At 64.9% G+C, this 22,106-nt stretch carries 27 protein-coding genes; 8 read left to right on the forward strand and 19 right to left on the reverse strand.

The window, feature by feature from the left end:
- From AC2D9V_RS14920 to AC2D9V_RS14955, 8 genes are all read right to left on the reverse strand, one after another.
- The gene (locus AC2D9V_RS14920; RefSeq protein ID WP_484714877.1) at nucleotides 1–261 is read right to left on the reverse strand and encodes a hypothetical protein; all 261 of its coding nucleotides are present in this window, start codon (nucleotides 259–261) and stop codon (nucleotides 1–3) included.
- On the reverse strand, nucleotides 261–623 hold the full coding sequence (locus AC2D9V_RS14925; RefSeq protein WP_484714878.1) for a response regulator transcription factor: 363 nt from the start codon (nucleotides 621–623) through the stop codon (nucleotides 261–263). Before AC2D9V_RS14925 ends, AC2D9V_RS14920 begins: the two co-directional genes overlap by 1 nt.
- 79 nt (nucleotides 624–702) lie before the next feature.
- Complete coding sequence (locus tag AC2D9V_RS14930; RefSeq protein ID WP_484714879.1) at nucleotides 703–1,980, reverse strand: helix-turn-helix domain-containing protein; 1,278 nt, start codon at nucleotides 1,978–1,980, stop codon at nucleotides 703–705.
- An 87-nt stretch (nucleotides 1,981–2,067) separates the two neighbouring features.
- Nucleotides 2,068–3,048, reverse strand: a complete 981-nt coding sequence (locus AC2D9V_RS14935; RefSeq protein WP_484714880.1) for an ABC transporter substrate-binding protein — start codon at nucleotides 3,046–3,048, stop codon at nucleotides 2,068–2,070.
- 40 nt (nucleotides 3,049–3,088) lie between these two features.
- On the reverse strand, nucleotides 3,089–3,934 hold the full coding sequence (locus AC2D9V_RS14940; protein WP_484714881.1) for an ABC transporter permease: 846 nt from the start codon (nucleotides 3,932–3,934) through the stop codon (nucleotides 3,089–3,091).
- Entirely contained in the window at nucleotides 3,931–4,797 is an 867-nt protein-coding gene (locus AC2D9V_RS14945) for an ABC transporter permease (RefSeq protein WP_484714882.1), read from the reverse strand. Before AC2D9V_RS14945 ends, AC2D9V_RS14940 begins: the two co-directional genes overlap by 4 nt.
- A complete protein-coding gene (locus tag AC2D9V_RS14950) occupies nucleotides 4,794–5,129 on the reverse strand; it encodes a hypothetical protein (protein ID WP_484714883.1) in 336 nt (111 codons plus the stop codon). The genes AC2D9V_RS14945 and AC2D9V_RS14950 overlap by 4 nt, the downstream gene beginning before the upstream one ends.
- 60 nt (nucleotides 5,130–5,189) lie before the next feature.
- Complete coding sequence (locus AC2D9V_RS14955; RefSeq protein WP_484714884.1) at nucleotides 5,190–5,987, reverse strand: ABC transporter ATP-binding protein; 798 nt, start codon at nucleotides 5,985–5,987, stop codon at nucleotides 5,190–5,192.
- Nucleotides 5,988–6,079: 92 nt separating this feature from the next.
- Here AC2D9V_RS14955 and AC2D9V_RS14960 point away from each other — a divergent pair, with 92 nt between their 5' ends.
- Complete coding sequence (locus AC2D9V_RS14960; protein ID WP_484714885.1) at nucleotides 6,080–6,217, forward strand: hypothetical protein; 138 nt, start codon at nucleotides 6,080–6,082, stop codon at nucleotides 6,215–6,217.
- A 4-nt stretch (nucleotides 6,218–6,221) separates the two neighbouring features.
- On the opposite strand, the gene hydA is transcribed toward AC2D9V_RS14960, so the two are convergent.
- The 3 genes from hydA to AC2D9V_RS14975 are packed head-to-tail and all read right to left on the reverse strand — an operon-like array spanning nucleotide 6,222 to nucleotide 10,047.
- Nucleotides 6,222–7,676, reverse strand: a complete 1,455-nt coding sequence (gene hydA / locus AC2D9V_RS14965) for a dihydropyrimidinase (protein WP_484714886.1) — start codon at nucleotides 7,674–7,676, stop codon at nucleotides 6,222–6,224.
- The gene (locus tag AC2D9V_RS14970; protein ID WP_484714887.1) at nucleotides 7,669–8,787 is read right to left on the reverse strand and encodes a glycosyltransferase family 61 protein; all 1,119 of its coding nucleotides are present in this window, start codon (nucleotides 8,785–8,787) and stop codon (nucleotides 7,669–7,671) included. The genes hydA and AC2D9V_RS14970 overlap by 8 nt, the downstream gene beginning before the upstream one ends.
- 9 nt (nucleotides 8,788–8,796) lie before the next feature.
- Nucleotides 8,797–10,047, reverse strand: a complete 1,251-nt coding sequence (locus AC2D9V_RS14975; RefSeq protein ID WP_484714888.1) for a Zn-dependent hydrolase — start codon at nucleotides 10,045–10,047, stop codon at nucleotides 8,797–8,799.
- Nucleotides 10,048–10,181: 134 nt separating this feature from the next.
- Between AC2D9V_RS14975 and AC2D9V_RS14980 the strand changes: the two genes are divergently transcribed.
- From AC2D9V_RS14980 to AC2D9V_RS14995, 4 genes are all read left to right on the forward strand, one after another.
- A complete protein-coding gene (locus AC2D9V_RS14980; RefSeq protein ID WP_484714889.1) occupies nucleotides 10,182–10,829 on the forward strand; it encodes a TetR family transcriptional regulator C-terminal domain-containing protein in 648 nt (215 codons plus the stop codon).
- A gap of 7 nt (nucleotides 10,830–10,836) precedes the next feature.
- Complete coding sequence (locus AC2D9V_RS14985) at nucleotides 10,837–11,289, forward strand: heme-degrading domain-containing protein (protein WP_484714890.1); 453 nt, start codon at nucleotides 10,837–10,839, stop codon at nucleotides 11,287–11,289.
- Between the two features lie 233 nt (nucleotides 11,290–11,522).
- On the forward strand, nucleotides 11,523–12,140 hold the full coding sequence (locus AC2D9V_RS14990; protein ID WP_484714891.1) for a TetR family transcriptional regulator C-terminal domain-containing protein: 618 nt from the start codon (nucleotides 11,523–11,525) through the stop codon (nucleotides 12,138–12,140).
- A 165-nt stretch (nucleotides 12,141–12,305) separates the two neighbouring features.
- Nucleotides 12,306–12,605 (forward strand): hypothetical protein, encoded by a 300-nt coding sequence (locus AC2D9V_RS14995; RefSeq protein ID WP_484714892.1) that lies wholly within the window; start codon nucleotides 12,306–12,308, stop codon nucleotides 12,603–12,605.
- Between the two features lies 1 nt (nucleotide 12,606).
- Here the strand turns inward: AC2D9V_RS14995 and AC2D9V_RS15000 are convergent, their stop codons facing one another.
- The 4 genes from AC2D9V_RS15000 to AC2D9V_RS15015 form a co-directional block, all read right to left on the reverse strand.
- Nucleotides 12,607–13,278: an SDR family NAD(P)-dependent oxidoreductase gene (locus AC2D9V_RS15000; protein WP_484714893.1), complete on the reverse strand. Its 672-nt coding sequence runs from the start codon at nucleotides 13,276–13,278 to the stop codon at nucleotides 12,607–12,609.
- Nucleotides 13,275–14,573, reverse strand: coding sequence for an NAD-dependent dihydropyrimidine dehydrogenase subunit PreA (gene preA, locus AC2D9V_RS15005; protein WP_484714894.1), 1,299 nt, complete (start codon nucleotides 14,571–14,573; stop codon nucleotides 13,275–13,277). The genes AC2D9V_RS15000 and preA overlap by 4 nt, the downstream gene beginning before the upstream one ends.
- A 69-nt stretch (nucleotides 14,574–14,642) precedes the next feature.
- Entirely contained in the window at nucleotides 14,643–15,173 is a 531-nt protein-coding gene (locus AC2D9V_RS15010) for a DedA family protein (protein WP_484714895.1), read from the reverse strand.
- Nucleotides 15,174–15,239: 66 nt separating this feature from the next.
- Nucleotides 15,240–16,559, reverse strand: coding sequence for an NAD(P)-dependent oxidoreductase (locus tag AC2D9V_RS15015; RefSeq protein WP_484714896.1), 1,320 nt, complete (start codon nucleotides 16,557–16,559; stop codon nucleotides 15,240–15,242).
- A 239-nt stretch (nucleotides 16,560–16,798) separates the two neighbouring features.
- On the opposite strand from AC2D9V_RS15015, the gene accB reads away from it, so the two are divergent.
- The 3 genes from accB (at nucleotide 16,799) to aat (ending at nucleotide 19,401) form a co-directional block, all read left to right on the forward strand.
- Nucleotides 16,799–17,296 carry an acetyl-CoA carboxylase biotin carboxyl carrier protein gene (gene accB / locus AC2D9V_RS15020; protein WP_484714897.1) on the forward strand — a complete coding sequence of 166 codons (498 nt, stop codon included), beginning with the start codon at nucleotides 16,799–16,801 and terminating at the stop codon, nucleotides 17,294–17,296.
- A gap of 4 nt (nucleotides 17,297–17,300) precedes the next feature.
- A complete protein-coding gene (accC, locus tag AC2D9V_RS15025) occupies nucleotides 17,301–18,647 on the forward strand; it encodes an acetyl-CoA carboxylase biotin carboxylase subunit (RefSeq protein WP_484714898.1) in 1,347 nt (448 codons plus the stop codon).
- Nucleotides 18,648–18,726: 79 nt separating this feature from the next.
- The gene (gene aat, locus AC2D9V_RS15030; protein ID WP_484714899.1) at nucleotides 18,727–19,401 is read left to right on the forward strand and encodes a leucyl/phenylalanyl-tRNA--protein transferase; all 675 of its coding nucleotides are present in this window, start codon (nucleotides 18,727–18,729) and stop codon (nucleotides 19,399–19,401) included.
- Here the strand turns inward: aat and AC2D9V_RS15035 are convergent.
- The 4 genes from AC2D9V_RS15035 to clpX form a co-directional block, all read right to left on the reverse strand.
- Nucleotides 19,329–19,715, reverse strand: a complete 387-nt coding sequence (locus AC2D9V_RS15035) for a DUF2155 domain-containing protein (RefSeq protein ID WP_484714900.1) — start codon at nucleotides 19,713–19,715, stop codon at nucleotides 19,329–19,331. The genes aat and AC2D9V_RS15035 overlap by 73 nt on opposite strands.
- The gene (gene mlaD, locus AC2D9V_RS15040; RefSeq protein WP_484714901.1) at nucleotides 19,712–20,179 is read right to left on the reverse strand and encodes an outer membrane lipid asymmetry maintenance protein MlaD; all 468 of its coding nucleotides are present in this window, start codon (nucleotides 20,177–20,179) and stop codon (nucleotides 19,712–19,714) included. Before mlaD ends, AC2D9V_RS15035 begins: the two co-directional genes overlap by 4 nt.
- Nucleotides 20,179–20,553, reverse strand: coding sequence for an NADH:ubiquinone oxidoreductase subunit NDUFA12 (locus AC2D9V_RS15045; RefSeq protein WP_484714902.1), 375 nt, complete (start codon nucleotides 20,551–20,553; stop codon nucleotides 20,179–20,181). Before AC2D9V_RS15045 ends, mlaD begins: the two co-directional genes overlap by 1 nt.
- Nucleotides 20,554–20,733: 180 nt before the next feature.
- Entirely contained in the window at nucleotides 20,734–21,996 is a 1,263-nt protein-coding gene (clpX, locus tag AC2D9V_RS15050; protein WP_484714903.1) for an ATP-dependent Clp protease ATP-binding subunit ClpX, read from the reverse strand.
- Nucleotides 21,997–22,106 lie beyond the last annotated feature (110 nt).

Consider the following 22,106-nt stretch of genomic DNA (forward strand, 5'->3'; position numbering starts at 1 on the left):
TCAATCCTCCTCCTCGTCGATCCTTTCCCCCTGGCGCAGCCCCCGGGAAAAGACCGCCGCGACGATGACCAGAAGCAGCCAGACGGCGAAGAAGTAGATCAGGTCGGACGCCGTCATGTGGATCGTGCCGTCAGCCACCCACAGGGTCGGCAGGATCAGAAGGAACGCCCCGACGACCGGCAGAAGACGCGCCGCATCCCGAAGCCGGCGCATCCGGTATGAGGCGCGCGCAAGGAACAGGGGGGGTTTTGGCCGTGCCATCAGTGGCCCATCATGGCCCGGACCTCGGCAACCAGTTCGGCATTCGAGAAGGGTTTCGAGACAAACCGGTCGGCCCCGGCCCGTTCCGCAAGGTCCCGGTCCCGGCCCCTTGCCGTCAGCATCATCACCGGCAGATGCCGGAGTTCCGGATCGGCCCGCAACGCGGTCAGGATCTCCAGCCCCGACATTCCGGGCAGCATGTGGTCCAGGATCATCAGGTCCGGCAGATCGCTGTGCAGGGCCGCCAGAACCCGGTTCCCATCGGCGATATGGCTGACCTTCCAGCCCTCGCGCGCCAGAATGAAGCTCATCGCCTCAGCAATGTTCGGCTCATCCTCGACGAGGAGCACATGCATGGCCAACCGGTCCCCCGGAGCAGTTCTCCCCCCGCTCCCTGAGGTCACTATCGGTGGAAGCTGCCCGGCTGTCAAAAGACGAAATTCATCCGGCCTCGGAAAGAATCGTCGGCTCGCGCCGCGCCGGGCAGTCAGGCCGGGGGCAGACCCGGCAGCTCGACCCCACGACCAGAGGTGCGGCTGACGTCCGTCCCGCCGGCAGGACAAGCATCGCCGCCTGCCGCAGTTCCGGCCCCCGCGGCCCATCCGCCCGCCGGCTGTCGCACCAGGCCTGGACGCGAAAGCTGCGCATGCCCTGCCCCGCACTTTCGACCAGCGCCTCGACCGGCTGCCGCGGCTGACCCAGAGCGGTGAAGAGCGGCCACAAGGGACAAGCCGCTCCAAAGCGCGGCAGTGCAAACCCGGCGGTGGGTTTGCGGAAAGTCAGCGTCCCCGATGCATCGCAGATCACCAGCCCCACCCCCAGCGCCGGAACCGCCGCCAGCCGCCGCATCACCACCATCGGCTCCAGCCCCAGCGCCCCCGCGATCCCGAACGCATCCACCCCTTCTGCCGCAATCGCCGCCGTAAGGACCGGCATCGGCAAGAGCGCCGCGTCCCGCGCCGCCAGCGCCAGATGCGCCTCGGCCAGGCTCCGCGCCGCGGATGAGGCAAGGGCAGCCACCTCGTCCCCCAACCCCGCAGCCAGTTCCTCATCGCCGATCGTCCACTCCCGGCGCGACAGCCAGTCCTCCACCTCTTCCTGCGGCGCGGCAATCCCCTGCTCGGCAATCGCGCTGCCCGCATCAAGATAGGCGACCAGCGCCTCCGCCCCGGTCGCCAGCCGTTCGCTGTCGCCATGCAGGTTGCGGTGGAACTTTCCCAGCCATTCGCCCGACAGGTCCGGGGTCTCGGCCAGGATCGCCGCCGTCGCCCGGACCGATGACAGCGAGGACAAAAGCTCGTGCAACGCTTGGCTCAGATGCGGGTCATGCGTCATGCGGTCGTTCATCGCCGCCAGCGCCCGCTCCAGCCCCTCGACCCGCCCGTCAAGATCGGCGACCAGTGCCGCCCAGCCGGGGAAACGCCCGACGAACTCCTCCATCCGCTCCACCTCGGCCGGAACCGCCGGCGTGCGCCCCGCAGCAGACCGCAACCCCTCAAGCAGGACCGCCGCCCCACTCCCGGACAGGGCCGCCCGATCCAGCCCTAGCGCCTCGGCCAGGCGACTGGCCACCTCTGGCGTCACCTTGCGGCGATTATGTTCGACGAGGTTGAGGTACGAGGCCGAGATCCCCGCCATCGCAGCCACATCCGCCTGCCGCAAACCTGCCGCCAGACGGCGTTCGCGAAGACGGGTTCCGGTAAGCGAAGACAGGGGCATGGGCCGACTTTACAGGCCCTGTTAAGCTTTACAAACATGAAAAGGGGCGCCGCCCCCGCAGGACGGCGCCCCCAATTTCACACGGCTTCAGTTCGCCAGGGCCGCGTCGGTGATGGCGCTGGTCCAGGCGCCGGTCGGGGCCGCGGTGATCACCGGGTCCGACCCGCCGGCCAGAAGCGTGGCAACCGTGCGTTCCGCCGCAGCCACGTCAAGCGCCCCGTTCGACCCCGCCGTCAGCTTGGCGATCTCGCCCATCATGCGCTTCTGATGGTTCTCGGTCTGCGCACCGGTCTGGTCATTCTCCAGCACGATCATCGCGGCTTCGTCCGGGTTCGCCTCGGCATATTTCCAGCCCTTCATGCTCGCGCGGACGAACTTGACCATCGTCTCGGCAAAGGCCGGATCGGCCAGACGGTCTTCCAGCACGTAAAGCCCGTCTTCCAGCGTCGCGACGCCCTGGTCTTCATACTTGAAGGTCACCAGCTCCTCGGGCTTGATGCCCGCGTCGATCACCTGCCAGTATTCGTTGTAGGTCATGGTCGAGATGCAGGCCGCCTGCTTCTGCAGCAGGGGATCGACGTTGAATCCCTGCTTCAGCACCGTAACCCCGCCGGGCGAGCCATCGGTCTTGAGGCCAAGCGTGCTCATCCACGACAGGAAGGGGTACTCGTTGCCGAAGAACCAGACGCCCAGCGTCTTGTCAGCAAAATCGGCCGGGGTCTTGATCCCGGTTTCCGCAAGGCAGGTCAGCATCATGCCCGAAGACGCGAAGGGCTGCGCGATGTTCACCAGCGGCAGGCCCTTTTCCCGCGCGGCAAGGGCCGCCGGCATCCATTCCACCACCACATCGGCCCCGCCGCCTGCGATCACCTGCGTCGGCGCGATGTCCGGGCCGCCCGGCAGGATGGTGACATTCAGGCCCTCTTCCTCATAGAACCCCTTGGCCTGGGCGACGTAATAGCCCGCGAACTGGGCCTGGGTCACCCATTTCAGCTGGAGCGTCACGTCCTCGGCCTGTGCGGCGGTGCCAAGCGCGGCGAGGAATGCAGCAGTCATCAGTCTTTTCATCGTCGTCTCCCGTGTTGGGCCCGTCTGTCAGGGCCTTTGGTTAATGCCGTTGCGACGGATGCCAGAATGTCACCCGCCGTTCGATCAGCGCGATCAGCCCGTAAAAGGCCGACCCCGCCAGAGCCGCGACCGCAATCGTGGCCCAAACCATGTCAAGGCCAAGCCGCCCCACCTCGGTCGAGATGCGGAAGCCCATGCCATAGATCGGACTGCCGAAAAACTCGGCAACGATGGCCCCGATCAGGGCCAGAGTCGATGCAATTTTTAGCCCGTTGAAAAGGAACGGCATCGCCGCCGGCAGCCGCAGCTTGAAGAGCGTCTGCCAGTAGGACGCGCCCCAGGTCGCCATCAGGTCGCGCTGCATCCGCTCGGACGCCTGAAGCCCCGCAACCATGTTCACAAGGATCGGGAAGAACACCATCACCACCACGACCGCCGCCTTCGACTGCCAGTCAAAGCCGAACCACATGACAAGGATCGGGGCGAGGCCGACGATCGGCAGGGCCGCGACGAAGTTGCCCACGGGCAGAAGGCCCCGCTGCAGGAAGGGGGAACGGTCGATGGCAATCGCCGTCGCTACCGCGGCCCCCGCGCCGATCAGGAAGCCCGGCACCGCGCCCTTCAGCACGGTCTGGACGAAGTCGCCCCACAGCACGGGCAGTGAGGTGGCGATCTTCGCCGCGATCACGCTTGGTGCAGGCAGGATCACAGGTGCCACGCCCAGGCCACGCACCAGACCCTCCCACAGGACCAGCACGGTCAGACCGAACATAATCGGCACAAACAGCCGCCCTGCCGTCGTCCGCGACCAGGCACTGGCCGCGATCCGGGCGTTTAGGGCCCAGGCTGCCAGCCAGAACGCGACGGTGCCCGCAATCCAGGTCATGCCGGCACCCCCATCCGCGCCCGCGCGAAACGTTCGACAAACCCGACCGCGACGATCAAAAGCCCCGCCAGAATTGCCGCCGCAAAGAGTGCCGACCACATGATCAGCGGGTCGCCGAACTGGCTGCCGATCAGCATCCGCGCGCCCAGGCCCTCGATGGCCCCGGTCGGAAGCTCGCCCACGATGGTCCCGATCAGGCTGGCCGCGATGGCAACCTTCAGCGAGGCGAAGAAATAGGGCATCGAGGCCGGGATCCGCAGCTTGAGGAAGGTTTGCGCCTCGCTCGCCCCATAGGTTTTCAGAAGGTCCAGCTGCATCTGGTCAGGCGACCGCAGCCCCTTCACCATGCTGACCAGCACCGGGAAGAACGACAGGTAAGCGGCGATGATCGCCTTCGGAATGTCGCGTCCCTGAATCCCCAGCTGGCTCGACACCACCAGGATCATCGGCGCCAACGCCACAATGGGGATCGTCTGGCTGATGATTGCCCAGGGCATCACGCTCATGTCCATGACCCGGAACCGCACGATCGCCATGGCCAGCCCGACGCCGAAGACGATCCCCAGCGCAAAGCCCATCATCGTGCCCTTCAGCGTGACGAAAGCGTGGTAGACAAGGCTCCGCTTCGAAGTGACCGCCTGCCCCGCGATCCCGTCCCAAAGCTGCGCCGCGACCTGATGCGGGGGCGGCAAGAGCGGCCGTTCCTGCGCCATCGTCTGCGGGATGACCTCGGCCCAGATGACAGGCGTTCCGGCCCTTTCGGCCTGATCGAAGACCCAGGTGGAGTTCATCCAGACGGCAGCGGCGTACCAGATCACGACGATCCCGGCGAGGACGGTCAGGACGGGAAGCACGCGGTTCATGCATTCCCTCCCGACGGCCAGGCGATCATCGCCACCGCCACCACGCCAAGAGCCATCCCGGCCAGTTGCAGCCCCGTGGGCCGCTCGCCAAAGACGAAGATCGCCATGACCGAAATCGCCACCAACTGAAAGATCGCCGAAAGCGCGATGGCCAGCCCCAGCCCGTTCAGCCGCATGACCTGAACCATCAGCCAGTTGCCCAGGCAGAACAGCAGCAGCGCCCCGATCAGGACCGGCACCTGTCCCTTCGTCGCATAGACTTTGAGGACGGCATTTGCGGCGACAAAGACCGCCGTCGCCGCCCCGAGCCAGAGGAAGGTCAGACCCGTCACGCGCCACCTCCCGTGTAGACGGAAGGAAGACACAAGGAAGATGCAGGGAAGACGCTTAACCTAGTCTTCATGATGCCCGGCCCGCAGCCCCTCCCGCACCCGGTGGGCGATCTCGATGAACTCGCGGCTGTCGCGGATATCCAGCGGGCGTTCCTTCGGAAGTGGGCTGTCGATCACATCCGTGATCCGGCCCGGTCGGGGGGACATGACGACGATCTTGGTCGAAAGGTAAACCGCCTCGGGGATGGAATGTGTAACGAATCCAACGGTTTTTCCGGTCCGCGCCCAAAGCTTCAGCGTCTCCTCGTTCAGCCGGTCCCGGACAATCTCATCAAGGGCCCCGAAGGGTTCGTCCATGAGAAGGATGTCCGCGTCAAAGGCCAGTGCCCGGGCGATGGAGGCGCGCTGCTGCATCCCCCCCGAAAGCTGCCAGGGGAACTTCTTCCCGAACCCCTTCAGCTCCACCAGCTCCAGCACCCGTTCCGTCCGCTCGTCCTGCTCGCTCTTTGAAAATCCCATGATTTCCAAGGGTAACTTGATGTTCCCGGCAATCGTCCGCCACGGATAAAGCCCCGCCGCCTGGAACACATAGCCATAAGCCCGCTTCCGCCGCGCTTCGTCCGGAGACATTCCGTTAACCGTGAGCGTGCCGGAGGTCGGATGCTCCAGCGCCGCGACGGCTCGCAGGAAAGTCGTTTTTCCGCAACCACTTGGCCCGATGAAGCTGACGAAGTCGCCCTGATTGACCGTCAGGTTCACGTCCTTCAGCGCCTGCACCGGCCCGTCGGCGGTCTGGAACACCAGGTTCAGCCCCCTGGCCTCGATCACCGGCGGATGGGCGTTCAACGTATCCTTCACCCTGACATTCCTTCACATTCCCGTTGCCTGGCCATGCTACCCTTGCACGTCGCCACTGGCCTTCCCACCTCGTGCGAAACCGGAGGACCGCCATGCTTTTCAACACCTTGCAGACGACCCTCGCCTTCGCCCCCGTGCCCGAGGATCTTGACGACATCGACTTCCGCGCCCCCGTGGTCACCTTCCGCACGCCTGCCGACGACGAGGAAAGCGAACCCGGCGAACCCTGACACCTCAGACCCCCGTCGCCGGAACACCCGTCCGCTCCACCGGGCGCGGGGCGGTCAGGTCCTTCCACTGGGTCAGCGCACGGTTCACCGCAGGCCGCGCCTCGCGGGCGACGAACTTGCCGTGGCCTTCCTGCGTCCGCACCTCGCCGTCGTGGATCGCGACATGGCCGCGGGTCAGGGTAAAGCGCGGGAGGCCCTTGACCGTGTGGCCCTCGAAGACGTTGTAGTCGATCTTCGACTGCTGCTTTCCGGCGGAGATCGTCTTTGTCTTCTCCGGATCCCAGACCACCAGGTCGGCATCCGCCCCCACCAGAACCGCGCCCTTCTTCGGGTAGCAGTTCAGGATTTTCGCGATATTGGTTGAGGTTACGGCGACAAATTCATTCGGCGTCAGCCGCCCGGTACCCACCCCGTGGGTCCAGAGCATCGGCATCCGGTCCTCCAGCCCCCCCGTCCCGTTCGGGATTTTCGAGAAGTTCCCAAGGCCGAAGCGCTTCTGTTCGGTCGTGAAGCTGCAATGGTCGGTTGCGACCACCGAGAGCGACCCCGACATCAGCCCCGCCCAAAGGCTGTCCTGATGTTGCTTGTTCCGGAACGGCGGGCTCATCACCCGGCGCGCGGCGTGGTCCCAGTCAGGGTGGAAGTACTCGGACTCATCCAGCGTCAGGTGCTGGATCAGCGGCTCGCCCCAGACCCGCTTGCCTTGGGCCCGTGCCCGCCGGATCGCCTCATGCGCGTCCTCGCAAGAGACGTGGACGACGTAAAGCGGCACGCCCGCCATGTCGGCGATCATGATCGCGCGGTTGGTGGCCTCGCCCTCGACCTGCGGCGGGCGGCTGTAAGCGTGGCCTTCGGGGCCGGTGTTGCCCTCCTTCAGCAGCTTCGCCGTCAGCTCCGCCACCACATCGCCGTTCTCGGCATGAACCATCGCCAGGCCGCCCAGGTCCCCCACCCGCCGGAAGCTGTTGAACAACTCGTCGTCGTTCACCATCAACGCACCCTTGTAGGCCATGAAGTGCTTGAAGCTGGTGATCCCGGCCTTCACCGAATCCTCGATCCCGGTCCAGACCTTCTCGCCCCACCAGGTGACGGCCATGTGGTAGGAGTAGTCGCAGGTCGCGCGGGTGGACTTGTTGTGCCACGCCTTGGCCGCATCCATCAGGTCCTGGCCCTGGCCCGGCAGGATGAAGTCGACGACCATCGTGGTCCCGCCGCTGAGGGCCGCGCGCGTTCCGCTTTCGAAGTCATCCGCCGAATAGGTGCCCATGAAGGGCATCTCCAGATGCGTATGCGGGTCGATCCCGCCGGGCATCACATAGCAGCCGGTCGCGTCCAGCTCCGTCCCGCCCTTAAGGCCCTGCCCGATATCGGTGATCACACCCTTCTCCACCCGGACATCGGCCTTGTAGGTCAGGTCGGCGGTGACGACGGTGCCGTTCTTGATGATGGTCTCAGACACGTTCTTCTCCTTTCATCGCATCCTGGCCCTCGACCCGCACAATGCGTTTGCCGATGCCTTCCTGCAGCCATGCCTTTGCGGCCTGACGCTCTTCCTCATCCATCTCATCCCACGGATCGCCCGAAACGAAGCCATGCGCCGCAAGGTCGCTCCACATTGCCCGCCGCGACATCTCCAGAAAGATGAAGTTCGGGTCACGGAACCGCCTGGGGGCGAAAATCTGAAGCACCGTCTCGATCCGGACGGACCGGGTTTGAAGAAAGATATCCAGTTGGTCACAGATCAGACCGAACAGCGGCGACTCGCGCCGCTTGATCACAGCGACCTGACAGCCGCTCCCCCCCGCGAGAGCGAGGAGATGAAAGGCCGAGCCTTCCGTGCCCACAACGTGGCTGGCCGCGTGATAGGCGTCCAATTGGGCCGACAGGTCCAGACGCTCTGGCCGAATGATCTCGAAGCCTTGCGCAGCGAATAACCTCTCCAGCCCCGCTTCGCCAAGAACCATGCCTCGGCGGCGCGGCTGTCCGCACCGGCTGAGATAGAGCCGACGGGATCGCTCTCTCCCGGGTGGCCGCGCAAGCCGGTTGCGAAGGAAGGCACGCGACTCCGGACGACCAAGCATCAGGTCGCCCGAACCAAGTCCCTGTTCAGGAACAAGAAGAAGATCAACTGTGACCGGGGCCTCCAGTACGATGACCTCAGGCAGGCCCAGTTGCTTTGCCAAAGCCGCAAACCCCCTGGCGCACAGTCGGGCATTGTCTGCTGGCTGCGGAAAGAACAGGACACCGTCAATGTCCTGACGACCGGCAAGGGCCCAGAGCCGCGCGGTCCCTTCACACAGCATGTGGCCGAAATGGTCCCAGAGCACGCCACCGAAGAGATAGGTTCCGGCCAGATGCCGTTCGGGTGCGCTGGGTTCGGGAAAGACGGTGATGGCCTCACCTGCCTTGCCGCCAAAACAGGTGCTCATCTCCACGGGCACTCCCTCCGAAAAGACCCCGCAGGGCTTCGGCAAGCCACGCACCGCAGCCGGCACCAGAAGCGCACCCCTTATCTCGGCAATGCGTCCGCGCAAGGGAAGGTCCGGTTGGCGCGGCAGGTCATAGGCCATGGACCATCCTCACCCCACCACCTCTGCCACCTCGAGACAAGCGTGAAGGAGCACATCCGTCCCCGCCGCGGCCCATTCGGGGCTGATCTTCTCGGCCTCGTTGTGCGAAAGCCCGTCCACGCAGGGGCACATCACCATCACCGTGGGGGCGACGCGGTTGATCCAGCAGGCGTCGTGACCGGCACCAGAGACGATGTCCATATGGGAATAGCCCAGCTTTTCAGCGGCCTGGCGGACGATCTTAACAAGACCCGGGTCGAAAGTGACGGGGTCAAAGTGACCCACATCCTCGATCTCGCAGCCCAGCCCCAGCTCCCTTGCCACCGCATGGGCGGCGCGGATGACTTCGGCCTTCATCGCGTCGAGCTTGGCCTGTTCCGGGGAACGGATATCGACCGTGAACACCACCTTGCCCGGGATCACGTTGCGCGAGTTCGGGAAGACCTTCACCTGCCCCACTGCGCCCACGGCGTTCGGCTGGTGGCTCATCGCGATCTGGTGGACGCGTTCGGTGATCCGCGCCATGCCGAGGCCTGCATTGACCCGCATGTGCATGGGGGTGGAGCCGGTGTGGGCGTCCTTCCCCGTCAGCGTGATCTCCAGCCACCACAGGCCCTGCCCGTGGGTCACGACGCCGATGTCCTTGCCCTCGGCCTCGAGGATGGGTCCCTGCTCGATATGAAGTTCCAGCATCGCGTGCATCTTCCGCGCGCCGACCTTCTCATCGCCGACCCAGCCGATGCGCGCGAGTTCCTCGCCGAAGACCTTGCCGTCGAGGTCTTTCCGCGACTTGGCGTATTCTTCCGTATGGATCCCCGCGAAGACACCCGAGGCGAGCATTGCCGGCGCAAACCGCGCGCCTTCCTCGTTGGTCCAGTTCGTCACCACGATCGGGTGCCTCGTCTTCACACCCATGTCGTTCAGCGTCCGCACGACCTCCAGCGCACCAAGGACTCCCAACACGCCGTCATACTTCCCGCCCGTCGGCTGGGTATCCAGATGCGAACCCATGTAGACCGGCAGTGCCGCAGGGTCCGTCCCCGCCCGCGTGGCGAACATGTTGCCCATCGTGTCGACGCCCATCGACATTCCCGCCGCCTCGCACCAGCGCTTGAAGAGATGCCGCCCCTCGCCATCGGCATCGGTCAGTGTCTGCCGGTTGCAGCCGCCCGCCACGCCGGGGCCGATCTTCGCCATCTCCTCAAGCGACTCCCACAAGCGCGCAGGGTCGATCCGCAGGTTGTCCCCGGTGGCTGGCATCTGTAGCTCCCTGGTCGGGCGGGGCCATCCTGCCCCTTGCCCAAAGCACGTTGAACGACTCGTTTCCTGACCGTATGGTCAGGGTGAAGCGCACCACAACCTGACCAGACGGTCAACGAAAATATGGGAACGCGATGAGCGGTGATGCCCAGATTTCAAGGCTCAAACCGGGTCGGCGCACAGATATCCGGCGCGAGAATGAGCGTGTCATTCTGGACGCCGCCGAGAAGGTCTTTGCCGAGGCCGGGTTCGGGGGGGCAACGATGCAGCTCATCGCCGACATGGCGGGGCTGCCGAAGGCGAACCTGCATTACTACTTTGCCACCAAGGAGGACCTCTACCGCCGCGTAGTGGCGCAGATATTCGAGATCTGGCTGGATGCAGCCTCAAGCTTCGACGAAGCCCCGGGTCCGGTGGAGGGGATCGGGGCCTATGTAGACGCCAAGATGGACATCAGCCGGACCCATCCGCATGGGTCCAAGGTCTGGGCGTCCGAGGTGATGCATGGCGCGCCGGTGATCCAGGACTATCTGGAAACGACCCTAAGGGAATGGACCGACGGCCGCATCGCCGTGATCCAGCGCTGGATCGACGAGGGCAAGATGGCGCCGGTCGACCCACGGCACCTCCTCTACATGCTCTGGGCCACGACGCAGCATTACGCTGACTTCGGCCACCAGATCCAGACGCTGAACGGCGGCAAGCCCTTGAGCGAAAGGCAGTGGCGCGAGGCCAAGGACAGCGTGAAGCAGATGGTCCTGCGCGGGATCGGGGCGAAATGAGGGGATGATGGACGCCAAGGATCTGGAAGCCGAGGCCGCGGGCCTGATTTTCCCCGCCTTCGACGAGGCCGCAGCACTGAGGTTGGGCAATATCCTTGTCGATCTCGCTTTGGCCGAGGACCTGCCCGTAGTGATCGACATCCGCACCCCGGACCGCACCCTCTTCCACGCCGCGCTGCCCGGCTCGGCGCCCCTGAACGACCTCTGGGCGCGGCGGAAGTCGAACACGGCGCTCAAGTTCCACGAAGCCTCGCTTCTGGTCGGGACCCGGCACCGGGAAAAGGGCGAGACCCTGGCCAAGCATGGGCTGGACCTTTCGGACCACGCCGACCACGGTGGCGCGGTGCCGATCCGGGTGCTGGGGGTTGGCGTGGTGGCGGTTGCCACCGTGTCGGGCCTGCCGCAGGTTGAGGATCACCGGCTGGTCGTCCGGGCGATCCGCGCGCTGATGGCGGGCTGAAGAGCTGCGACATTCCGCCCCGTTGAGCCTCCACGGCCCGAACCCATGTGCCACGTGAGACGCCACAGGGAGTACAGGGATGTTCACCGGCCTTACCCGTTCGCTTGCCATCATCGTCGCGATGCTGACAGTCCTGCCCTGGGGGATCATGCAGATCGTCCAGTAATCAGGGGGCGGGTTTGACCTGATCCTGCCGCCGGGCTATCCAAGGGGCCCGTCCGGCAAGGTCCCGCATGTCACCCAACCCGCGTCCGCGATCCCGCATCCAGCAGAAGAACCGCGAAGCGATCCTTGACGCGGCGCTGGAGGTGTTTTCGCTGCACGGCTTCCGGGGGGCGACGCTGGACCAGATCGCCGAGGTGGCGGGGCTGTCGAAGCCGAACCTCCTATACTACTTCCCGTCGAAGGAAGAGGTGCATACTGCCCTTCTGACCGGGCTTCTGGACACCTGGCTTGACCCATTGCGGGCGATGGACCCCAAGGGTGACCCCCTGCGCGAGATCCTGGGCTATGTCCGCCGCAAGCTGGACCTTGCCCGCGACTTCCCGCGTGAGAGCCGGCTCTTCGCCAACGAGATCCTGCAGGGCGCGCCGCGGATGCGGGCGGCGATCGAGGGAGACTTGCGGGACCTGGTGGCCGAGAAGTCGAGGGTCCTGACCGGCTGGATGGACGAGGGGCGCATCGCCCGGGTCGATCCGGTGCATCTGATCTTCTCGATCTGGGCCCTGACCCAGCATTATGCCGACTTCGAAGTGCAGGTGCGGGCGGTCCTGGGGCCCGGGCACGACCCCTTTGCCGAGGCCGGGGGGTATCTGGAGACGCTCTTTACGCGCCTTCTGGCGCCGCAGTGACCACAGTGGTCATTTCCGCTTTGTATATTTTTATCAATATCTTAAAAGTTCGCATTAAGGTTTTGGAAAGGTTTGTTCCACGGCATTTTAGGCAGTTTCCTCAAGCGCGTTAGCGCTTTCTGCGCTATTTCTGGGGCGAGGAACGCCTGACACGAGGAGGCCGAGATGGACCCTGTCACTGCGATCCGTCTGCAGGCCCCGGTGCCATCCCAGCCGACCCAGCCTGCCACGGACCGCCTGACCAGCGCACCCGCGGCGCAGACCGCGCCGCCGGTGGCAGAGGCCGAGCGCTTCGATGCCGTGCGCCAGCCAGCGGTCTCGGCGGGCATCGTGACGGCACGGCTAGCCGAACGCGACGAAAGCGAGCATCCCGCAGCCGAGGCCCGCGCCGCGGCAGATGCCGCGCGCGAAGCCTATATCAAGGCGAGCATCGCTGCCGGTGTCAGTCCGCTGCCCTTGCCCTGAGCTAACCGCGCATCTGCGCCAGGTTGATCTCTGTCGCCACGCTGGCCGGGGACAGTGACAGCGCAAAGTCGAACGCAGAGAGCAGATCCGACATCGGGATCGGCACCTGATCGTCGAACCGGCCTTCGGATATGTCGCTGAGCACTTCATCGGTCGCGACATTGCCCGGGTTGATGACCCCGACACCGATTCCGAGCTGCTGCAACGTTCTGGCGAGGGCCTGCGCCGCGCCGCGCAGGCCATACTTCGAGGCACTGTTGGCAACCTCTGGAGTGGCGGTGTTGTCGAGGGCAGAAAGCGAGCCGATAAAGACTACCCTGCCCCCGGCGGACATTAGGGGCAAGAGCGCCCGGGTCAGCAGGATCGGCGCCGTCAGGTTGACGGCAATGACGCGCTGCGCCTCTTCGGGCGGGCTGGCAGCAAAACGGTAGGCATCAGTGAAGGCCCCGTCCTCCCAGATCCCGCCGGTGTAGAGCAATGCATCGACCTGCCCGCCGATCCTTTCGGGCAAGGCCGCAATCTGGGCGGCCTCGGCAAGATCGACCGACAGCCAGCGGCCATGCGGCGGTGCCCCCCGCGACAGGGAGATAACATCGTCGCCCCTTGCCACGTAATGTCCCGCCACCGCGGCACCGATGCCGCGCGAGGCTCCGGCGACGACGATCCGCCTCACTCTGCCGCGCGAGCGCTGGGGTTGTTCGGATGCGTCGTCCAGTTGGCATAGTCACCCACCGGCTTGCCGGTCCGGAGGTCGACCGCACCCTTCGGCAGTTCCTCCATCGTGATGCAATTGTCGACCGGGCAGACGTTGACGCAGAGGTTGCAGGCGACGCATTCGTCATCCATCACCTCGAACACGCGATCCGCGCTCATCGAGATGGCCTGGTGGCTCGTGTCCTCGCAGGCGGCGTAACAGCGACCGCATTTGATGCAGAGGTCCTGGTCGATCCGCGCCTTGGTCACGTAGTTCAGGTTCAGGTCCTGCCATTCGACGAAGTTCGGCACCGCGCGTCCGATCAGGCTGTCGAGCGACATCTGCTTGTCGTCGAGGTATTGCGAGAGGCCCGAGATCATCTCCTGCACGATCTTGAAGCCGTAGGTCATGGCAGCGGTGCAGACCTGAACGTTCCCGGCGCCAAGTGCCAGGAACTCGGCCGCGTCGCGCCAGGTGGTGACGCCACCGATGCCCGAGATCGGCAGGCCGCGCGTTTCCGGGTTGCGGGCAATCTCGGCCACCATGTTCAGGGCAATGGGCTTGACCGCCGGGCCGCAATAGCCGCCGTGGCTGCCCTTGCCGTCGATCATCGGGAAGGGCGAGAAATGGTCGAGGTCGACATTGGTGATCGACTTCACGGTGTTGATCAGGCTGACCGCATCGGCCCCGCCGCGATGCGCCGCCATGGCCGGCGGCAGGATCGAGGTCACGTTGGGCGTCAGCTTCACGATGCAGGGCATCCGGCTGTACTGCTTGACCCAGCGGGTGACCATCTCGATGTATTCGGGCACCTGGCCCACCGCAGACCCCATGCCACGTTCCGCCATGCCATGCGGGCAGCCGAAGTTCAGTTCCACCCCGTCGGCTTCCGTATCCTCGATCCGCATCAGGATGTCTTTCCACGACTCCTCGTCGCAGGGCACCATCAGGCTGATGATCATCGCCCGGTCACGCCACTTGCGCTTGACCTCCTTGATCTCGCGCAGGTTCACCTCCAGCGGGCGGTCGGTGATGAGCTCGATGTTGTTCAGCCCCAGAAGGCGGCGGTCCGCGCCCCAGATCGCGCCATAGCGCGGGCCATTCACGTTAACGATCGGCGGGCCTTCGGCACCCAGTGTCTTCCACACCACGCCGCCCCAGCCCGCCTCGAAGGCGCGCTCGACGTTGTATTTCTTGTCGGTCGGCGGGGCCGAGGCCAGCCAGAACGGGTTCGGCGACTTGATGCCGATGAAGTCGGACGCAAGGTTAGCCATGGCTTCTCTCCTTGGCGAAGGCTGAGGGGAACGGGATGGGCTGACGACGGGCGCTGCGCCCATCATCGGTCAGAAGAACGACCAGATCCAGCCGATGATGTCGCCGCCGAACTCCCCAAGCTTGGGGATCAGGAAGGCCCAGGCGACACAGCCGATGGTGTTCCAGAAGGCAAAGCGGGCGAGTGTCATGCCGCTGAGGCCCGCAAGAAGGAAGACCACGGGCCGGAACACGGTGGTGAAATGGCCGATGATGATGGTGACCGGGCCGTACTTCGCGAAGGCGGCTTGCGCTTTTTCCACGGCCTCGGCGTTCTTTTTCAGGAACGGCATCTCGAGGATCGCCGGTCCGAAGCGCCAGCCCAGCCAGTAGCTGAAGGTCGACCCGATCAGCGCACCGATCGTGGCCCCGATCCAGAGCGGCAGGAAGTCGACCGCGCCTGTCGCCGCGAGCGCGCCCACAGCCACCAGCACCGCGGTCGAGGGGATGAGGATCGACAGGAAGGCCGTCGTTTCGGCTGCGGCGAAGACGACCATGATGACCGGCAACCAGTCCTGGTTCCGTTCGATGAAGGCGATGAAGCTGTCGACGAAGCCGTCCATCAGATACCCCCGGTCCCGCCCCTAGTGGCGCGGGAAACGGGTGAGAGCAAGGCAGAAACGCGGCCATCACCGGCCGGAAAGCCAGCTGTGGATCGCCTCGGCGGCGTCGCGGCCTTCGGCGACGGCGGTGACCGTCAGGTCCTCGCCCCCAAGGGCGCAGTCGCCGCCGACCCAGACCTTGCCGGCCGGGCCTTTCAGCTTGCCGCCTTCGACCGCGAGGCCCGCGGGCGCACCGGTCAGGGTCTGTCCGATGGCCTTGAAGACCTGGTCGGCCTTGAGGGTAAAGGTCTCGGGCAGAAGGCTAAGGGCCGCAGGGGTGTCGACGGTATAGGCGAATTCCACGGCCTCGGCCTTGCCGTTCCCGAGGACGCGCAGGGGTGCTGCGTTGTGGATGATCCGCACCCCGGCCTGCACGGCGTGGTCCTGTTCATAGCCCGAGGCGGACATCTTCTCCTGCCCCCGGCGATAGACGATGGTGACGTTTTCCGCGCCAAGGAGTTTCGACTGGACGGCAGCGTCGACCGCCGTCATGCCGCCGCCGATCACCACCACGTCACGGCCGACGGGAAGGGTCGACAGGTCGGAGGTCTGGCGGAGCTCGGCGATGAAGTCGACGGCATTGCGGACGCCGGCCTTGTCCTCGCCCTCGGCCCGCAGCGCGTTGACGCCGGCAAGGCCGATGCCAAGGAAGACGGCGTCATACTGCGCTTCGAGGTCGGCGAGGGTGACATCGCGGCCAAGCTCCACGCCGGTGCGGATCTCGATCCCGCCGATGGAGAGGAGCCACTCGACCTCGGCCTGGGCAAAGTTGTTCGTCGCCTTGTAGCTGGCGATGCCGTATTCGTTCAGGCCGCCGGCCTTGGGGCGGCGTTCCAGCACCACGACATCATGGCCGTGCATTGCGAGGCGATGAGCGCAGGCAAGGCCCGCGGGACCAGCACCGACCACGGCCACGCGCTTGCCCGTGGCGGCGGCGCGGCTGAAGGGGTGGAGGCCCCGGGCCATGGCGACATCGGTCGCGTAACGCTGGAGCCGCCCGATCTCGACCGGCTTGCCCTCGGCCGCCTCGCGCACGCAGGCCTCTTCGCACAGCGTCTCGGTCGGGCAGACGCGGGCGCACATGCCGCCGAGGATGTTCTGCGTCCAGATCGTGGTCGCTGCCGCCTCGGGCGTGCCCGTGGCGATCTGGCGGATGAAGAGCGGGATGTCGATCGAGGTCGGGCAGGCGGTGATGCAGGGCGCATCGTGGCAGAAGTAGCAGCGGTCGGCGGCGACGCGCGCTTCGTGGCGGTCAAGGGCGGGATCATGGTCGCCGAAGTTCCGGAGATAGGCCTCGGGCTGCAGGCGGCCGGCCACGATTCCGGGGGTAAGCGGACTGTTCGACATTGGCTGGGGGCCTCCCTGGCTTTTTGTTTCCGAAAGGCTGGCACAGGTCGGTTTTTTTATCAAACGGTAAATTTTGACGCCTGATGATTTCCGGCGTCGGCGCACGGAACCTGCACAGAAAGCAGGCACCGCTTTCGCGGCTTTTCACCCCTATCCGCGTCGCGTATAAGCGCGGAACACGTGAGAGGGGATCACCCCCCGGATGGGGCCGCAAGACCCCAAGGGCATCAGAGGACGGCATGAGCAAGCAGACGACCGAAACGGATGTGGCCTTCATCTCGGCATTGGCCGAGCTCCTGAACAAGAACGACCTGACCGAACTGTCGGTGAAGCGCGAATATGGCGAGGACGACAGCCTGGAAGTGCGCGTCGTGAAGCAATCCACGGTCGTGACCATGGCTGCCCCTGCCCCGGTCGTATCGCATCATGCCGCCCCGGCCGCGCAGCCTGCCCCTGCGGCCGCGACAGCACCGGCGGCTGCGCCTGAAGATCCGGCCCAGCATCCGGGCGCCGTGACCTCGCCCATGGTCGGCACGGTCTATCTTGCCTCGGAACCCGGTGCTGCGCCCTTCGTCACCATCGGCGCACAAGTGTCCGAAGGGCAGACGGTCGTGATCATCGAGGCGATGAAAACGATGAACCAGATTCCGGCCACGAAGTCAGGCACGGTGAAGCGCATCCTTGTCGAGGATGGCTCGCCCGTCGAATACGGCGCGCCCCTTCTGATCATCGAGTGAGCCCATGTTCGAGAAAATCCTGATCGCCAACCGGGGCGAGATCGCCCTGCGCGTGATCCGCGCCGCGCGCGAGATGGGGATCAAGTCGGTCGCCGTGCATTCGACGGCGGACGCCGACGCCATGCATGTCCGCATGGCCGACGAATCCGTCTGCATCGGCCCGGCCCCGTCGTCTGAAAGCTATCTGTCCAAGGCCGCCGTCATTTCGGCCTGCGAAATCACGGGCGCGCAGGCGGTCCATCCTGGCTACGGGTTCCTCAGCGAAAACGCGAGCTTCGCCCAGGCGCTGGAGGATCACGGGATCACCTTCATCGGCCCTTCGGCGGAACATATCCGCATCATGGGCGACAAGATCACCGCCAAGGAAACGGCGAAGGAACTGGGAATCCCCGTCGTTCCCGGATCGGACGGCGGCGTGCCGGATTTCGAGACGGCAAAGCGCGTGGCAGAAGAGATCGGCTTTCCCGTCATCATCAAGGCCACCGCCGGTGGCGGCGGGCGCGGGATGAAGGTGGCGACCAACCTCGATGATCTCGAGATTGCCTTCCGCACCGCGCGGTCCGAGGCGAAGAACGCCTTCGGCAATGACGAGGTCTATATCGAGAAGTACCTGCAAAAGCCGCGCCATATCGAGATCCAAGTCTTCGGCGACGGCAAGGGCAAGGCGGTGCATCTGGGCGAACGCGACTGTTCCCTGCAACGCCGCCACCAGAAGGTTTTCGAAGAGGCCCCCGGTCCCGCGATCACCCCGAAGATGCGGGCCGAGATCGGCAAGATCTGCGCCGATGCGGTGGCCAAGATCAACTACATCGGGGCAGGCACGATCGAGTTCCTTTACGAAGACGGCAAGTTCTACTTCATCGAGATGAACACCCGTCTGCAGGTTGAACACCCAGTCACGGAATACATCTTCGGTGTCGATCTGGTGCGCGAGCAGATCCGCGTGGCCGCCGGCCTGCCGATGTCCTTCACCCAGGACGAGCTTGAGATCAACGGACACGCCATCGAGGTCCGGATCAATGCCGAGAAGATTCCCGGCTTTTCGCCCAGCCCCGGGCGCGTGCGGATGTTCCACGCGCCGGGCGGCTTTGGCGTGCGGATGGATTCGGCCCTTTACTCCGGCTATTCGATCCCGCCCTATTACGACAGCCTGATCGGCAAGCTGATCGTCCATGGGCGTGACCGGCCCGAGGCGCTGGCCCGGCTGAAGCGTGCATTGGGAGAACTGATCATCGACGGGATCGATTCTTCGGTGCCCCTCTTCCACATGCTTCTGGCCGAACCGGACATCCAGAACGGCGACTACAACATTCATTGGCTGGAAAAGTGGCTGGCCAGACAGTTCGGCTGACCTGAAGGGGCGCCCATTTCGGGCGCCTCGCCGCAAGAGTTTTCGAAAACTTCTTCAGAATCCTCCGAAGGATTTTGCGGTGCCCAAAGACCAAGGCGACGAGATCACCCCGGAGATCCTGCTGCGCGCCTATGCCATAGGCATTTTCCCGATGGCCGAGGCACGGGACGATCCCAACATTCACTGGGTCGATCCGCGCAAGCGGGGCATCCTGCCCCTGGACGGCTTCCATATCTCGCGATCACTTGCGCGGCGGTTGCGCGACCCGGCCCTGCGGGTGACTGCTGACACGGCGTTCGCCGCGGTCGTCTCGGCCTGCGCAGAACGCGAAGAAACCTGGATAAGCCGCCGGATTCAGGCGCTTTATCAGGATCTGCACCGATTGGGCCTTGCCCATAGTGTCGAGGTCTGGCGCGAGGGCCAGCTGATCGGCGGCGTCTACGGGGTGGTGATCGGCGCGGCCTTCTTTGGCGAAAGCATGTTTTCGCGCGGGGTCGACGGCTCGAAGATTGCCCTGGCCCATACGGTTGACCGGTTGCGCGCCGGGGGGTTCCAGCTCTTCGACACCCAGTTCCTCACGCCGCATCTGGCAAGCCTTGGCGGCATCGAAATCCCGCGTGCCACCTATCATGAACGGCTGGCCAAGGCCCTTGAGGCGCCTGCCAGCTTCAACACGCCGGGCTATTCGTTCGCGGGGGGCGCCGGTTCTGCAGGTGCTTCAGGGACGATGCAGGACAAGACCCAGACATCGTAACGCGGATGGTCAAGCGCCGATAGGGCCGGCGCCGAGGCCAGCATCCAGCCGTTGAAGAGTTCAAGGCCGGTCGTCTCTTCGACGATGGTCAGGTAGGCCTCGGCATCAGCCGAGGGGTTCGAAACCGGATAACGGCAGCTGTCGAGGCGCACGAGAATCCGTCCGAACTTGGCCGACTGGCCCCGGTCGAGCGTCACATCCCCGGTCTCACTGGTCAGCTTGTCGAGAAACCGCAGGGAGCCGCCCGGGGCATCCGCAAACTCCTGCGCAGCGGCGGGACCGCTGATGAGGAGCGCAAGGGAAAGCCATTTCATGGCGTGGCCGCGTCTTCGGAGGCGCCGTCGCCGCCAACGAACTTCAACAAGAGCGAGATCAGGCTGACCGCGCCCTGGGTATCCTCGATCTCGCCACCCGGCTCCAGGTTTTCCAGCGCGCCGCCGGGCAGGATCTCGATGAAGTTTCCGCCCAGAAGCCCTTCGGAAGACACGAGAATCGCCGAATCTGTCGGAAGCAGAACGTCGTTCCGGATCTGAAGGCTGGCGTCGGCAAAGAAGGTCTGCGGGTTGAGCGTGAGGTCAGTGATGGTGCCAACCTTGACCCCGGCCAGACGCACATCCGAGCCGACCGTGATTCCCTCGACCGAGCGGAAGCTTGCGGTTAGCGGGTAGGTTCCGGTTTCTCCCGTCAAGCCCGCCCCTTGCGCGGCATAGACCACGAAGCCGATGGCCACGGCCAGAACTGCCGCTCCGGTCAGGATTTCCGCACGTTCGCTGGCCATCACTCGGGCGCCCAGGCCTCGTAGTCGCGCCGGGCGACGGGTTCCGCGCGCCGGATCGAGCCCGGCGGGGCATAGGCGGCCTCGGTGCCGGTCAGGTTTTCCTGATGCGGCTTCTCCCAGGACTTGCGCTTCGGGGGCGCTTCGGTCGGCGGCTTTTCCACGGTGTGGTGCAGCCAGCCATGCCAGCCGGGCGAGACGCGGGAGGCCTCCATCTCGCCGTTGTAGATCACCCAGCGGCGCAGGCCGTCGCGGGTCTGGTAGAAGACGTTGCCCGCCTCATCCTCGCCCACTTTCACGCCCTTGCGCGAGGTGAAAAGCTGGGTGCCGATGGTCTGGCTGTTCCACCAGGTCAGCAGGCGCTTGAGGAAGTACATGGTCTGGCCTCCGGGTCACTTGGCCCTGATATGGCGGAAAGCCGGGGCGAGGTCTAGGCCCTACCCGCCAGGCGTGACAGCGGGCCGCTCATCAAGTCCTTGCGGGCTTTCTTCGCTGGGGTGCGTTCATGACCGCAGGACAAGGACCGTAACCCTTGTCCGCTCACCCTGTCAGCCCTTTCAGGCCTTCACCGGCTCTTTCTTCTTGGTCTCGGTGTAGACGAGCATGGGCTTGGCGCCGGAGGTCACCGCCTCGTCCTTCACCACCACCTCTTCGACTCCGTCCATGCCCGGCAGTTCGAACATGGTGTCGAGCAGGATGTCTTCCATGATCGACCGCAGGCCACGCGCGCCGGTCTTGCGCTTGATCGCGCGCTTGGCGATGGCGACCATGGCATCGGGGGTGAAGGTCAGCTTGACGCCCTCAATCTCGAAAAGACGTTGATACTGCTTGACCAGCGCATTCTTCGGCTCTGTCAGGATCGTGACCAGCGCGGCCTCGTCCAGGTCGGTCAGGGTGGCGATCACCGGCAGGCGACCGACGAATTCCGGGATCAGGCCGAACTTCAGTAGGTCCTCGGGCTCAAGCTCTTTGAAAAGCTCGCCCACGGTGCGTTCGTCGGGGCTTTTCACCTCGGCACCGAAACCGATCCCCGACCCCTTGTTGCGCTGTGCGATTATCTTTTCCAGACCAGCAAAGGCGCCACCGCAGATGAAGAGGATGTTTGTGGTGTCAACCTGCAGGAATTCCTGCTGCGGGTGCTTGCGGCCCCCCTGCGGCGGGACGGAGGCGACGGTGCCTTCCATGATCTTCAGAAGCGCCTGCTGCACGCCCTCGCCGCTTACATCGCGGGTGATCGAAGGGTTGTCGGACTTGCGGGTGATCTTGTCGACCTCGTCGATGTAGACGATCCCGCGCTGGGCGCGTTCGACATTGTATTCTGAGGCCTGCAGAAGCTTGAGGATGATGTTCTCGACATCCTCACCCACATAGCCGGCCTCGGTCAGCGTCGTGGCATCTGCCATGGTGAAAGGCACGTCAAGGATGCGGGCCAGCGTCTGCGCCAGAAGCGTCTTGCCGCAGCCGGTGGGGCCGATCAGAAGGATGTTCGATTTCGAAAGCTCGATATCCGTCTTCGACGAATGGTTCAGCCGCTTGTAGTGGTTGTGAACCGCCACCGACAGGACCCGCTTGGCGTGGATCTGGCCGATTACGTAGTCATCCAGAACCTTGCAGATTTCGCGGGGGGTCGGCACGCCGTCAGAGGATTTCAGACCCGTGGTCTTCGTCTCCTCGCGGATGATGTCCATGCAGAGCTCGACGCATTCGTCGCAGATGAACACGGTCGGCCCCGCGATCAGCTTGCGCACCTCATGCTGGCTCTTGCCGCAGAACGAGCAGTAGAGCGTGTTCTTGCTGTCGCCGCCGCTGTTGTTCGCCATCCGCTGTCCTCGCTACGGGTCGCCAACGCGACCCCGAACGCTACTGGAGCAAAGTCTAGGACAAGGCCCCGGTCACCACAATCCGAAATTCCCCGGCGGGTATCCGCCGG

The organism is Tabrizicola sp. T46, assembly GCF_057219895.1.